This is a genomic window from Burkholderia sp. 8Y (assembly GCF_902506145.1).
In the GTDB taxonomy this organism is placed as follows: Bacteria; Pseudomonadota; Gammaproteobacteria; order Burkholderiales; family Burkholderiaceae; genus Caballeronia.
On sequence record NZ_LR733520.1, the window covers coordinates 2,365,682 to 2,377,489 of the forward strand.

13 protein-coding genes and 1 pseudogene are annotated in these 11,808 nt (G+C 63.5%); 10 read left to right on the forward strand and 4 right to left on the reverse strand.

Annotated features, from left to right (window positions below; translation table 11 throughout):
* The first annotated feature begins 132 nt into the window (after positions 1-132).
* From GV035_RS21645 to GV035_RS21690, 10 genes are all read left to right on the forward strand, one after another.
* Complete coding sequence (locus tag GV035_RS21645; RefSeq protein WP_159836990.1) at positions 133-789, forward strand: UDP-N-acetylmuramate--alanine ligase; 657 nt, start codon at positions 133-135, stop codon at positions 787-789.
* A 41-nt stretch (positions 790-830) separates the two neighbouring features.
* Positions 831-1,370 (forward strand): TlpA family protein disulfide reductase, encoded by a 540-nt coding sequence (locus GV035_RS21650; protein WP_159836991.1) that lies wholly within the window; start codon positions 831-833, stop codon positions 1,368-1,370.
* 195 nt (positions 1,371-1,565) lie between these two features.
* Positions 1,566-1,745, forward strand: coding sequence for a hypothetical protein (locus tag GV035_RS21655; RefSeq protein WP_159836992.1), 180 nt, complete (start codon positions 1,566-1,568; stop codon positions 1,743-1,745).
* Between the two features lie 75 nt (positions 1,746-1,820).
* Complete coding sequence (accB, locus tag GV035_RS21660; RefSeq protein ID WP_159836993.1) at positions 1,821-2,294, forward strand: acetyl-CoA carboxylase biotin carboxyl carrier protein; 474 nt, start codon at positions 1,821-1,823, stop codon at positions 2,292-2,294.
* Positions 2,295-2,445: 151 nt separating this feature from the next.
* Positions 2,446-3,813, forward strand: a complete 1,368-nt coding sequence (gene accC, locus GV035_RS21665; RefSeq protein WP_159836994.1) for an acetyl-CoA carboxylase biotin carboxylase subunit — start codon at positions 2,446-2,448, stop codon at positions 3,811-3,813.
* A gap of 23 nt (positions 3,814-3,836) precedes the next feature.
* Positions 3,837-4,739: a 50S ribosomal protein L11 methyltransferase gene (gene prmA / locus GV035_RS21670; RefSeq protein WP_159836995.1), complete on the forward strand. Its 903-nt coding sequence runs from the start codon at positions 3,837-3,839 to the stop codon at positions 4,737-4,739.
* A gap of 62 nt (positions 4,740-4,801) precedes the next feature.
* Positions 4,802-6,130, forward strand: coding sequence for a zinc-ribbon and DUF3426 domain-containing protein (locus tag GV035_RS21675; protein WP_159836996.1), 1,329 nt, complete (start codon positions 4,802-4,804; stop codon positions 6,128-6,130).
* Between the two features lie 102 nt (positions 6,131-6,232).
* Positions 6,233-6,733 (forward strand): thiol peroxidase, encoded by a 501-nt coding sequence (tpx, locus tag GV035_RS21680; protein WP_159836997.1) that lies wholly within the window; start codon positions 6,233-6,235, stop codon positions 6,731-6,733.
* A 129-nt stretch (positions 6,734-6,862) separates the two neighbouring features.
* Positions 6,863-7,801, forward strand: coding sequence for a carbohydrate kinase family protein (locus GV035_RS21685; RefSeq protein ID WP_159836998.1), 939 nt, complete (start codon positions 6,863-6,865; stop codon positions 7,799-7,801).
* A gap of 25 nt (positions 7,802-7,826) precedes the next feature.
* Complete coding sequence (locus tag GV035_RS21690; RefSeq protein WP_159836999.1) at positions 7,827-8,306, forward strand: hypothetical protein; 480 nt, start codon at positions 7,827-7,829, stop codon at positions 8,304-8,306.
* A 243-nt stretch (positions 8,307-8,549) separates the two neighbouring features.
* Here GV035_RS21690 and GV035_RS21695 read toward each other — a convergent pair whose 3' ends face one another.
* The 4 genes and pseudogenes from GV035_RS21695 to GV035_RS21705 form a co-directional block, all read right to left on the reverse strand.
* Entirely contained in the window at positions 8,550-9,284 is a 735-nt protein-coding gene (locus GV035_RS21695) for a histone H1-like DNA-binding protein (RefSeq protein WP_159837000.1), read from the reverse strand.
* Between the two features lie 31 nt (positions 9,285-9,315).
* Positions 9,316-9,641, reverse strand: a pseudogene (locus tag GV035_RS29545) (hypothetical protein).
* A 105-nt stretch (positions 9,642-9,746) separates the two neighbouring features.
* A complete protein-coding gene (locus tag GV035_RS21700) occupies positions 9,747-11,000 on the reverse strand; it encodes a ribonucleotide-diphosphate reductase subunit beta (RefSeq protein ID WP_159837001.1) in 1,254 nt (417 codons plus the stop codon).
* A gap of 541 nt (positions 11,001-11,541) precedes the next feature.
* On the reverse strand, positions 11,542-11,751 hold the full coding sequence (locus tag GV035_RS21705; protein ID WP_159837002.1) for a DUF3820 family protein: 210 nt from the start codon (positions 11,749-11,751) through the stop codon (positions 11,542-11,544).
* Positions 11,752-11,808: the final 57 nt, after the last annotated feature.

The following is an 11,808-nucleotide window of genomic DNA, read 5'->3' on the forward strand; positions in this document are numbered from 1 at the left end:
GGAGAAAAGCCGTGCGGGAGTGCGCCCGGAGGCGCATATTGTAACCGAGCGCGCCCGCCGCCCTTACACCATGCGCCTGCCACGCCGGCCGCGCCCGCCGGGCTCCGAGACGTTATCTAGTATGATGCCCTCATGGTTCGCAAATCACATATCGATCCGCAGCGCGTGCGCGAGGAAATCGCGATCGCGGCCGCGAGAATGATCGCCGAAGACGGTCTCGACTACTCCACCGCGAAGCGCAAGGCGGCGCGGCTCGTGGTCGGCGAAAGCAAGATCGGCGGCGAGTTCTTGCCCGACAACGATCAGATCGAAGAGGAAATCCGCGAATATCAGGCGATTTTCCAGAGCGACAGTCAGCCGGCCGTGCTGCGCCGCATGCGCGAGACCGCGCTCGAGTGGATGGAGCGCCTGAAACCCTACGATCCGTATCTGACCGGCGCGGTGCTCAACGGTACGGCAGGCGAGCATTCGGATATCCATCTGCAATGCTTTTGCGACAACCCGAAGGAAGTCGCTATTTACCTGCTCAACGCCAATATTCAATACGATGTCTCCGAGACGCGCCACTTCGCGGGGCGCGGTTATGTGGAGACCTTGAGCTTTCTGCATCGCTTGCGCGGCGAGGAGCCGATCGGCGTTCACATTGCGCTGTACAGCAGCGTCGATCTGCGCGGCGCGGTGCGCGCCGACGGACGCGGCCGGCTCGCGCGCGCCAACGCCGCCGCCGTGCGCGCGCTGCTCGACCAATCCGGCGATCCGGACCGGCCGCCGCTTTACATCGGCGGTTGAGCCGGCGCGACGCTTTCATCCGCATTCAGCATTTCACGTCCATGAACAGCAAACGTCTCTTCGCGGCCCTGGCGGTCGCCATCGCCGCGACGGTCGGCGGTTTCTACGCGGGCCATCTGTTTACCGGCAGCGATACCGAAGCCGCGACACAGCCGAACGGCAACGCCGTCGATCAGTTGTGGAAAATCACGCCGCCCGCCGCGTCCGGCACATCGCAGCCGCTCGCGGCGTATAAGGCCAAGCCGGTCGTCGTCAATTTCTGGGCGTCGTGGTGCGGCCCGTGCGTGAAGGAAATGCCGACGCTCTCGGCCCTGCAGCGCGAATATCAGAAGAAAGGCATCACGTTCATCGGTCTGGGCGTGGATAGCGAAAAGAACGTCAACGACTTCCTGAAGAAAGTCCCGGTGGATTATCCCGTGTACGTTACGGGATTCGGCGGCGCGGACCTTGCGCGCAGCTTCGGCAACAACGCAGGCGGCCTGCCGTTTACCGTCGTCATCGACGCCAAGGGCGTCGTCCATTCGACAAAGCTGGGCGAAGTCAACGAAGCGGAACTGCGCCACACGCTCGACGCGCTGTAAAAATTCGCTGCGGGATCGGCCGCCGTTCGAACGAGTAGGCAGCAACTTACGCAGCTTTTGCTGTAACTTCGCTGTTTGGCTGCGATAATGGCGCCTGCGGACCTCGGACGAGTTCTGTCGCTCGCGCTGTAAAACTAGACAACATTCTCTAAACGGCGCTAAAGTGCGCCGAATTCCGCATAACCCGAAGCCACCATGACTATTCCGCCGGTGCCGCAAGGCCACGTAGCTGCCCATTCCGCCGCCCGCGAGCGCGGCGTTGGCCGTGGCCCCGCGCCCGATGCGACAGGTCGCTACGCCGCCGTCTTCGCCGCGGGCGCGCTGCGCCGCACTGCTGCGCGACGCGGACGGCTGGCCGCGCCGGCACGCGGCTGACGTTCTGAACACACCCACAAATCAAGTCAAGCACCGGGCAGTCCCGGTCTCCAAGTATTGAAAGGGGATTTTTCGATGGACCTTCGTAAACTGAAAACGCTGATCGACCTCGTCTCGGAATCCGGCATCTCGGAGCTGGAAGTGACGGAGGGCGAAGGCAAGGTTCGCATCGTCAAGAACGCGGCGCCCGTTTATATGCAAGCGCCGCAGCAATACGCGCCGCAAGTGCAGGCGCAAGCCGCACCGAGCTTCCCCGGATCGGGCGATGCCGGCGCGGGCGCAGGCGCCGCCGCCCCGGCCGCCGCGCCGCAGGGCCACGTCGTGACCTCGCCGATGGTCGGCTCGTTCTACCGCGCGCCGTCGCCCGGCGCCGATCCTTTCGTGCAGGTCGGCGATACGGTCAAGGAAGGCCAGACGCTGTGCATCATCGAAGCCATGAAGCTCCTGAACGAGATCGAATCGGACAAGTCTGGCGTCGTAAAGGAAATTCTTGTCGAGAACGGTCAGGCGGTCGAGTACGGCCAGCCGCTCTTCGTGATCGGCGACTGAGCGCGTTGGGCCGTGTGCCGGACGCTTCGCTCCGGTTCGCCCGGCTTCACCGCGCCGGCGCATGCCATCTGGACGCATCCGGACGCGCGCGCCGCCGATTCGAATCCCGAGGGCCGCTCGCGCGTGCCCGTTGATGAGCCGACCCACTGCCATGTTTGAAAAAATTCTTATTGCGAACCGCGGCGAAATCGCGCTTCGCATCCAGCGCGCGTGCCGCGAACTGGGCGTCAAGACAGTCGTCGTCTACTCCGAAGCCGACAAGGAAGCGAAGTACGTCAAGCTCGCCGACGAAGCGGTCTGCATCGGACCGGCGCCGTCGAATCTGTCGTATCTGAACATGCCCGCGCTCATCAGCGCGGCCGAAGTCACCGACGCCGAAGCCATCCATCCCGGCTACGGCTTCCTTTCCGAGAACGCGGATTTCGCCGAGCGCGTCGAGCAATCGGGCTTCACGTTCATCGGGCCGCGCCCGGAAACCATTCGCCTGATGGGCGACAAGGTCACCGCCAAGCAGACGATGATCAAGACCGGCGTGCCGTGCGTGCCGGGCTCGGAAGGCGCGTTGCCGGACGATCCGAAAGAGATCGTGAAAATTGCGCGCGCGGTCGGTTATCCCGTCATCATCAAGGCGGCGGGCGGCGGCGGCGGGCGCGGCATGCGCGTCGTCCATACCGAAGCGGCGCTCGTGAACGCGGTGAACATGACCCGCGAAGAAGCGGGCCGCGCGTTCGGCAATCCGCAGGTCTACATGGAGAAGTTCCTGGAGAACCCGCGGCACATCGAGATTCAGGTGCTGTCGGATTCGTTCCGTAACGCGCTGTGGCTCGGCGAGCGCGACTGTTCCATGCAGCGCCGCCACCAGAAGGTGATCGAGGAAGCGCCGGCGCCGGGCATCGCGCGGCGGCTGATCGACCGCATCGGCGACCGTTGCGCCGAAGCGTGCAAGAAGATGGGCTATCTCGGCGCAGGCACGTTCGAATTCCTGTACGAGAACAACGAGTTCTACTTCATCGAGATGAACACGCGCGTGCAGGTCGAGCATCCGGTGACGGAACTCATCACGGGCGTCGACATCGTTCAGGAACAGATTCGGATCGCCGCTGGCGAGAAGCTCACGTTGCGCCAGAAGGACATCCAATTCCGCGGCCACGCGATCGAATGCCGTATCAACGCCGAAGATCCGTTCAAGTTCACGCCGTCGCCGGGACGCATCACGTCGTGGCACGCGGCGGGCGGCCCCGGCATCCGCGTCGATTCGCACGCGTACAACGGCTATTTCGTCCCGCCGAACTACGATTCGATGATCGGCAAGCTGATTGCCTACGGCGCGACGCGCGAACAGGCGATCAACCGCATGCGGATCGCGCTGTCGGAAATGGTCGTGGAAGGCATCTCGACCAACATTCCGCTGCACCGCGAACTGATGATCGACGCCAAGTTCGTCGAAGGCGGCACGAGCATCCATTACCTCGAAAACAAGCTCGCCGCGCGTCAGGCGGCGGTGGCCGAAGAGTCCTGAAGCGCCTTGGCAGAGACACGAGCATGAGTTACCGGGAACTGATCGCCGAGCTGGACCGCGAGCACGCGGAGGCGCTGTCGGATGCGCTGCTGGACATCGGCGCGCTGTCGGTGTCCGTCGAGGACGCCGACGCCGACACGCCCGACGAGCAGCCGCTCTTCGGCGAGCCGGGGCTCACGCCGGAGCGCAGCGCGTGGAAGCGTTCGCGCGTGGTCGCGCTGCTTGCAGAAGACGCGGACCCGGCCGTGCTGCTCGCCGCGGCGTCCAACGACATCGGTCTGAAATCGACGCCCGCGTTCACCTTGCGCGAAGTCGAGGAGCAGGACTGGGTGCGTTTGACGCAGGCGCAGTTCGATCCGATTCACATCGGCGAGCGCATCTGGGTCGTGCCGTCCTGGCACGACGCGCCCGATCCGGACGCACTCGTGCTCGAACTCGATCCGGGCCTCGCGTTCGGCACGGGCAGCCATCCGACCACGCGCTTGTGCATGGAATGGCTGGAGCAATCGGTGAAGCCGGGGCAGTCGCTGCTGGATTACGGCTGCGGCTCCGGCATTCTCGCCATTCTCGCGAAGAAGTGCGGCGCGAATCCGGTGCATGGCATCGACATCGACCCGCAGGCAGTCGAGTCCGCGCGCCAGAACAGCGAACGCAATCACGCGGACGTCACCTATGGCCTGCCCGACGACTGTCCAGCCGGCGAGTTCGACATCGTCGTGGCGAACATCCTCTCGAATCCGCTGAAACTCATGGCCTCGATGCTCGCCGCCAAGGTGAAACCGGGCGGGCGGATCGCGCTGTCTGGCATCCTGGCGCGCCAGGCCAAAGAAGTCGCGGCGGTCTATGCGAAGTGGATCGACATCGGCGTGTGGCGCGAGCACGAAGGCTGGGTATGCCTCGCCGGAACGCGGCGCGAAAGCCTTTAGAATAGCGCCATCGCCACTGTTCTGGCCGCGAGGCCACTGGCATTTTCCACTGGCACTTCCCTATGGCGCTGGCTACCCGCTGCCCACACTGCGAAACCGTTTTCAAGCTCGATCCGCATCTGCTCGCGCCGCATGACGGGCGGGTGCGTTGCGGCCATTGTCAGGAAGTGTTCGACGCCGCGCATCATCGGTTCGAACTGCCGGACGATACGGCCGAAGCCGGCGAAGCGCAGCACGCCGCGCTGATCGACGACGAAGTCGCGGTCGGGCCTTCGACGTTCTCGTCGCCGAAGAAAGAAGCCACGAGCGTGCCGCCCACGTTGACGGTGCCTCGTCAGCTGGATCTCGGCAAGCAGTCTGCCGCCAAGCCGTTTTCGCCGCCTCCGGCCAAGGAAGACAACGATCCCACCGTGCTTTCGAACGCGCCTGCATTCGCGGGCGCGTCGATGCAACCGCCGCCCGAGCGCAGCGTGCCGCGCAAAGACGCCGCGAACGAACCCGACGCGGAGCCCGTCGTCGAGCCTGTCGTGGAGCCGTTCGCGCTCGGACGTGTGAAGCCGCTCGCCGCACCGGGCGCGCCACTGAACGACGACGTACAAAAGCCGCAGTCGAAAACCGAAGCGCCGAAACGTCCTGAACCCGCGCCGCCGCCTTCGCGCTTTGTCGATCCGCTCGACGACCGCGCCGAGCCTTTCATCGGCCCGGCGCACACGCGGCCGGAACCGCCGCGCGCCCGCCCTGCCCCTGCGCCTGCCCATGTTCCCTCATCGGCTTGGGACGAAGAAGACGAGCCCGGCTTCGGCGCGAGGCCGTCCGGTCCCGGCAGCACCGCGCACGCACCGAGCGCCAACGAAGCGTTTCCCGTCACGCGCGAGCCGCGCATCGAGACGACGCCACCGGCCAGGCCCGCGCGCAAGGGACTGCGCGCGCTCGGCGTCGTCGCGGCGGTGGTGCTGACGCTGCTGCTCGTTGTCCAGCTCGCCTGGTGGCAGCGCGAGACGGTCATGATCTATGTCCCCGGCTCGCATGCGTTCTACGTCAATATCTGCGACGAACTCGGCTGCACGATATCGCCGCCGCGCTACATCTCCGGTTTGCAAATCGAGAGCTCCGGCTTGCGTCAGGTCGACGGCCCGCACAAGCTCGAACTGAAGCTCATGCTGCGCAACCGGTCTGACGTCGCGCTCGCCTATCCCGCGCTCGAACTCACGCTGCTCGACGAGAAGAGCGACGTCGCCGTGCGCCGTGTGCTGTGGCCGCAGGAATACGCGCGACCGGGTACGATATTCGCCATCGGCCTTCCGCCGCAAAGCGCGCAACCGGTCGTCGTCCGGCTCGATACGGGCGATGCCGTCGCCGCGAATTACAGGGTGCAAGTTTTCTATCCGTGACCGGATGGTCGCGCGAGCACCCGGCTTTTCAAGACGCGCCCGGCAGCAACGAGCCGGGCGCGCAGTTCCCGTCAGCATCTGACACATCCTCTGGAGCGCAACATGAGTCAAGTTACCCTCGGCGGCAACCCGATCGAAGTCAGCGGCACGTTCCCGAGCGAAGGACAGCAAGCCCCCGCGTTCACGCTCGTCGGCGCGGATCTCGGCGATATCACGCTCGCGAGCTTCGCGGGCAAGCGCAAGGTGCTGAACATCGTGCCGAGCCTCGACACGCCCACGTGCGCAACCTCGACGCGCAAATTCAACGAATCGGCCGGCAAGCTGGACAACACGGTCGTGCTCGTCGTCTCCGGCGACCTGCCGTTCGCGGCCAAGCGGTTCTGCACGACGGAAGGTCTGGCCAACGTGGTGACGGCCTCGACGTTCCGCGGTCACGAGTTCGCGCAGTCGTACGGCGTGGACGTGACGAGCGGCCCGCTCAAGGGGCTGACTGCCCGCGCGGTCGTCGTGCTGGACGAGAACGACAAGGTGCTGCACGCCGAGCTCGTGCCGGAAATCAAGAACGAGCCGAACTACGATTCGGCGCTCGCCGCACTGAAGTAAGACGCATCGACGGACCGCTGCGGCGGTCCGCATACGAGGCGCGGCGCTCTTCGGTTCGACCGATGCGAACGCCGCCGCGCGCCGTATGCGCCACCCTTTTCCTCGCGCCTATTAATAAGGACGTTCGCCTTGGCTACGCTCATCTGCGGCTCGCTCGCCTACGACAACATCATGACTTTCCAGGGCCGCTTCGGCGACCACATCCTGCCGGACCAGGTGCACATGCTGAACATCAGCTTCCTGGTCCCGACGATGCGGCGCAACTTTGGCGGCTGCGCGGGCAACATCGCGTATGCGCTGAAGCTGCTCGGCGGCGATGCGAAGATCATGGCGACGCTCGGCGAAGCGGACGCGCAGCTCTATATCGACCGGCTCGACGCGCTCGGTTTGTCGAAGGAATACGTGCGAGTGCTGCCCGGCCAGCACTCCGCGCAATGCTTCATCACCACCGACCTCGCGAACAACCAGATCACGGCGTTCCACCCCGGCGCGATGATGGAATCGCACCTGAACCGCGCCGACGAAGCGCGGGGTATTTCGCTCGGCATCGTGGCGCCCGACGGCGCGGATGGCATGCGCGAACACGCCAGACAGTTCGCGGCGGCGGGCGTACCGTTCATCTTCGATCCGGGTCAGGGTTTGCCTATTCTCGAAGGTGTAGAGCTTTGTCGCATGATTGAACTCGCCACCTACGTGACGGTCAACGACTACGAAGCCAAGTTGTTGAGCAACAAGACCGGCTGGTCGATCGAAGACATCAAGAACCGGGTGGACGCGGTGATCGTCACGCGTGGCGAACACGGCGCGCAGATCTATCATGAAGATGGCGTGTTGGAGGTGCCGGCAGTAAAAGCGCGGCAAGTCGTGGACCCGACCGGTTGTGGCGACGCATTCCGCGGCGGCCTGTTGTACGGCATCGAGAACAAGCTTGGCTGGGAAAAGACGGGGCGTCTCGCGAGTCTGATGGGTGCGTTGAAAATCGAGCATCAGGGCCCGCAAACTTATGCGCCGACGCGCGCTGAAATCGAGGACCGTTTCAAGCAGGCGTTTGGAAGCAGCCTGTCGTGATCGAGTGGATGAAGGGAGTGAAGGAATGAAAACGGTAAGTCGCATCGTGCTGGCAGCATCGCTCATCGGCTCAGTCGCGCTGACGGGCTGCGCCTACAACAGCAGTTCGCCTGACGTGTACACCGCGTCGCAGGCGCAGCGCGAGGAAACGGTACGCATGGCGACCGTCGAAAGCGTGCGCGGCGTGAAGATCAGCTCGAACAACGGCCAGCCGACGGGTCTTGGCGCCATCGGCGGCGGCGCGCTCGGCGGCGTCGCGGCGGGCAGCGCGATCGGCGGCGGCAACGGGTCGATCATCGCGGGCATCATCGGCGGGCTGGCCGGCGCAGTCGCGGGCAATGCAGTGGAGAACAGCGTCGCCGTGAAGAACGGACTGGAAATCACCGTGCGCCTCGACAACGGCGATATGCGCGCCATCACCCAGACGTCGAACGGCGAAGTGTTCCAGGCAGGCGAGCGCGTACGGCTGCTGTCGAGCGGCGGCGTGACGCGCGTGACGCACTAACGTCTGAGGGATTCGACCGGGCAATCGCAGCCAGCCTGCGGTTGCTCAAAAAAGCGCATGCATCGAAAGAGGCATGCGCTTTTTTCGTGCGCGCCTGGCTCGCAAGGCGCGAACTTGCTTCGGGTACCGAAGCGAAGACCCGCCGCCGGTCGGTTCCGGCGACGGGTCGAGGCCGGGTAGGCCTACCCGGTCGTGAGGCACATCGACGTGTGCCGCGGTGCTTCGGACTGCTGTTGCCGCGACTTACGGACGGCTGCCCGTCGGGAACGGCCATGCCGCCGCCGGGTTCAGCGCCGTCTTGACCGCAGTGGCCGGAGCCGCCGGAGCGGGCGTCGACACCGTGGTAGCCGTCGTTGCGGGAGCGGCAGCCGTCGTCTTTTTTGCAGCAGCAGCCTTCTTGGCCGGCGCCTTCTTTGCAGCAGGCTCGGCTTTCTTCGCTGCGGGAGCAGGCGCGGAAGCGGCAGGCGCAGCAGGGGCAGCGGCGGTTTTCGACGCAGCCTTCTTCGCAGGGGCCTTCTTCGCGGCAGCCTTCTTCGCGGGCGCTTTCTTCGCTGCGGCCTTCTTCGCCGCCGCCTTCTTCGCGGGCGCCTTCTTGGCGGCAGCCTTCTTCGCAGGCGCCTTCTTCGCGGCGGCCTTCTTCGCGGCAGCCTTCTTCGCAGGCGCCTTCTTGGCTGCGGCCTTCTTCGTGGCTACCTTTTTGGTGGCGACCTTCTTCGCTGCGGCTTTCTTGGCGGGCGCCTTCTTGGCCGCGACCTTCTTTGCGGCGACCTTCTTCGTGGCGACCTTCTTTGCTGCCGCCTTCTTGGCCGGCGCTGCCTTCTTCGCCGCGACCTTCTTCACGGCGGCTTTCTTGGCCGCGACCTTCTTCGTGGCGACCTTCTTCGCTGCTACCTTCTTGGCCGGTGCGGCGGCCTTCTTGGCGGGGGCTTTCTTTGCTGCAGCCTTTTTCGCGGCGGGTTTCTTCTTGGCAACTGCCATGGTTTTTCTCCTTCAGGTTTTCAGATGAGAGTCAGTTCAAACAACACCCTTCGTCAAAACCCGCTTCTTCGCGTGGAGGCTCTCAGGGCACACGCTACGAAGCGGATTATTCATCGGCGTACGCTGATCCCACCTGCTTACGCTAATGAATACGGCAAGGCGCGCCGTGCCCCGAGGCACCGCGCGCCAAATTGAGTCAGCGCCCATACACGGCGCCGGCCATCGCTTGATCGAGCCAGCGAGCTTGTCGCCGGCATTTTCCGGGGGGAAGTTTGCCCTTCCCATTGAAGGGATCGCAAAACGCCTGTCTTTCAACCGGACCACTTGGTCCGTCAAGTCAGTAGGCGCACTTTGCATCAGGCGACCGTTCTCCTAAACCTTGTCGGCCAGGCGCGCGCAATGATGCACGCTGCTGCCCAGCCGTCCCATCGATTTCGTCTGCAACACGTCCTGGGCTTCTTGTTATTCCCAGGTCAGCGCGCCGCCGGTTTGATACTCAATCACGCGTGTCTCGAAGAAGTTGCGTTCCTTCTTCAAGTCGATCATTTCGCTCATCCACGGGAACGGGTTTTCCTCGTTCGGGTAGAGCGGGTCCAGGCCGATCTGCTGGCAACGCCGATTGCAGATGAACCGCAAGTAGCTCTTGAACATCGACGCATTCAGGCCGAGAACCCCGCGCGGCATGGTGTCTTCAGCGTAGCGATATTCAAGATCGACAGCCTGCTTGAACAGCTCGCGGATCTCCGCCTTGAATTCGGCGGTCCACAGTTGCGGCTCTTCGAGCTTGATCTGGTTGATGAGGTCGATGCCGAAGTTGCAGTGCATCGATTCATCGCGGAGGATGTACTGATACTGCTCCGCCGCGCCCGTCATCTTGTTCTGGCGACCCAGCGCCAGAATCTGCGTGAAGCCCACATAGAAGAACAGCCCTTCCATGATGCAGGCGAACACGATCAACGACTTCAGCAATTTCTGGTCCGCTTCCAGCGTGCCCGTGGTGAAGGCCGGGTCGGTCAACGTCTGGATGAACGGGATCAGGAACTCGTCCTTGTCACGGATCGACTTGACCTCGTGATAGGCGTTGAAGATCTCGCTTTCGTCGAGGCCGAGCGATTCGACGATGTACTGATACGCATGCGTGTGGATCGCCTCTTCGAACGCCTGGCGCAGCAGGAACTGGCGGCACTCGGGAGCGGTGATGTGACGATACGTGCCAAGCACGATGTTATTCGCGGCGAGCGAGTCCGCCGTGACGAAGAAGCCGAGGTTGCGCTTGACGATGCGACGCTCGTCGTCCGAGAGACCGTTCGGGTCTTTCCACAGGGCGATGTCGCGCGACATGTTCACTTCCTGCGGCATCCAGTGATTCGCGCAACCGGCGAGGTACTTCTCCCACGCCCACTTGTACTTGAACGGCACCAGTTGATTGACGTCGGTCTTGCCGTTGATGATGCGCTTGTCGGCGACGTTGACGCGCGCTTCGCTCTGCGCGGCGATGGCGCCAGCGGAAGGCGTGGCGGCTGCGGGAGGCACGAAGCCATCCGAGAAGATGTTCTGCGCCTGTGCGGTCTGATGGGCGGCTTGATGATCGAACGATTGAGCAGCGTGTGCCGCACCCTGCGTACCGAAAGCCGTGCCTTGAGCGTTGCGCAACGTGTTCTGTTGCGGATCGCTCGACGGAGCTACGGCAGTGGTCTCGTCATCCCAGTTGAGCATAAATTCTCACCATCAATTTAGATCGGTTTGTACCATCTTTTCATGAGCGATAAAAGAGCTTGCTCATGAAAATTCTCGTTTTCTAGCGATTTGGATTCTGCGTTGCTACCTGCATACAACACTTGGCTCTGCGCTCAGTGTTCGCAGCGTGATGCGAGCATGAGAGAGACGAGTGTGAAGCGGTCCTCAACGACTCTCTTCACGCGTGGCGATGCGTGATCGGACTGCGTTGTATCGATGATTCGATCGATGGATTCGATCGATGCTTCGATGCCGTCAATGCGAATGCTTGCGAGTGCCCGCGATGATCGATCGACGCGAGCGCCGTTGGCCGGTTGCGATGCGATGCAAGCGAAGATGAAAGCGCGTGCGTGCGTGACCTTGCCCGGTGACGCTTGTGTACCCGAGCGACGCCTCATGGCTGCTTGCGCGTGCTTCGAATTCGTTGCCGAAGTCTACCATTCGACGCCCCGCTTTACCACAATATCTTGTGTCTGCGCCGATGCCGCCCTACAACCTATAGCGCATACAACGCACGCGGTCAACGCCTCAGCGGATCGAGCAGCGAGCGCAGATTGTTGTGATCGATCTCGTGCATGAGCGCGAGCAACGCACCCAACTTGCCTTGAGGAAAACCCTCACGCGCGAACCATGCGAGGTAGTGACCGGGCAAGTCGGCGATGAGTTTGTCCTTGTACTTGCCGTACGGCATCGTCTGCGTCACGAGACGCTGCAGGTCTTGCGGGTCCATCGTCGCTTCACTCCTCGGTTATGTTCATCGCATCACATAGCGCCTGGCATGCGATCG

Coding starts and splice junctions, on each gene's coding strand:
- GV035_RS21645 (WP_159836990.1), top strand. CDS start 133: ATGGTTCGCAAATCACATATCGATCCGCAGCGCGTGCGCGAGGAAATC.
- GV035_RS21650 (WP_159836991.1), top strand. CDS start 831: ATGAACAGCAAACGTCTCTTCGCGGCCCTGGCGGTCGCCATCGCCGCG.
- GV035_RS21655 (WP_159836992.1), top strand. CDS start 1,566: ATGACTATTCCGCCGGTGCCGCAAGGCCACGTAGCTGCCCATTCCGCC.
- accB (WP_159836993.1), top strand. CDS start 1,821: ATGGACCTTCGTAAACTGAAAACGCTGATCGACCTCGTCTCGGAATCC.
- accC (WP_159836994.1), top strand. CDS start 2,446: ATGTTTGAAAAAATTCTTATTGCGAACCGCGGCGAAATCGCGCTTCGC.
- prmA (WP_159836995.1), top strand. CDS start 3,837: ATGAGTTACCGGGAACTGATCGCCGAGCTGGACCGCGAGCACGCGGAG.
- GV035_RS21675 (WP_159836996.1), top strand. CDS start 4,802: ATGGCGCTGGCTACCCGCTGCCCACACTGCGAAACCGTTTTCAAGCTC.
- tpx (WP_159836997.1), top strand. CDS start 6,233: ATGAGTCAAGTTACCCTCGGCGGCAACCCGATCGAAGTCAGCGGCACG.
- GV035_RS21690 (WP_159836999.1), top strand. CDS start 7,827: ATGAAAACGGTAAGTCGCATCGTGCTGGCAGCATCGCTCATCGGCTCA.
- GV035_RS21695 (WP_159837000.1), bottom strand. CDS start 9,284: ATGGCAGTTGCCAAGAAGAAACCCGCCGCGAAAAAGGCTGCAGCAAAG.
- GV035_RS21700 (WP_159837001.1), bottom strand. CDS start 11,000: ATGCTCAACTGGGATGACGAGACCACTGCCGTAGCTCCGTCGAGCGAT.
- GV035_RS21705 (WP_159837002.1), bottom strand. CDS start 11,751: ATGGACCCGCAAGACCTGCAGCGTCTCGTGACGCAGACGATGCCGTAC.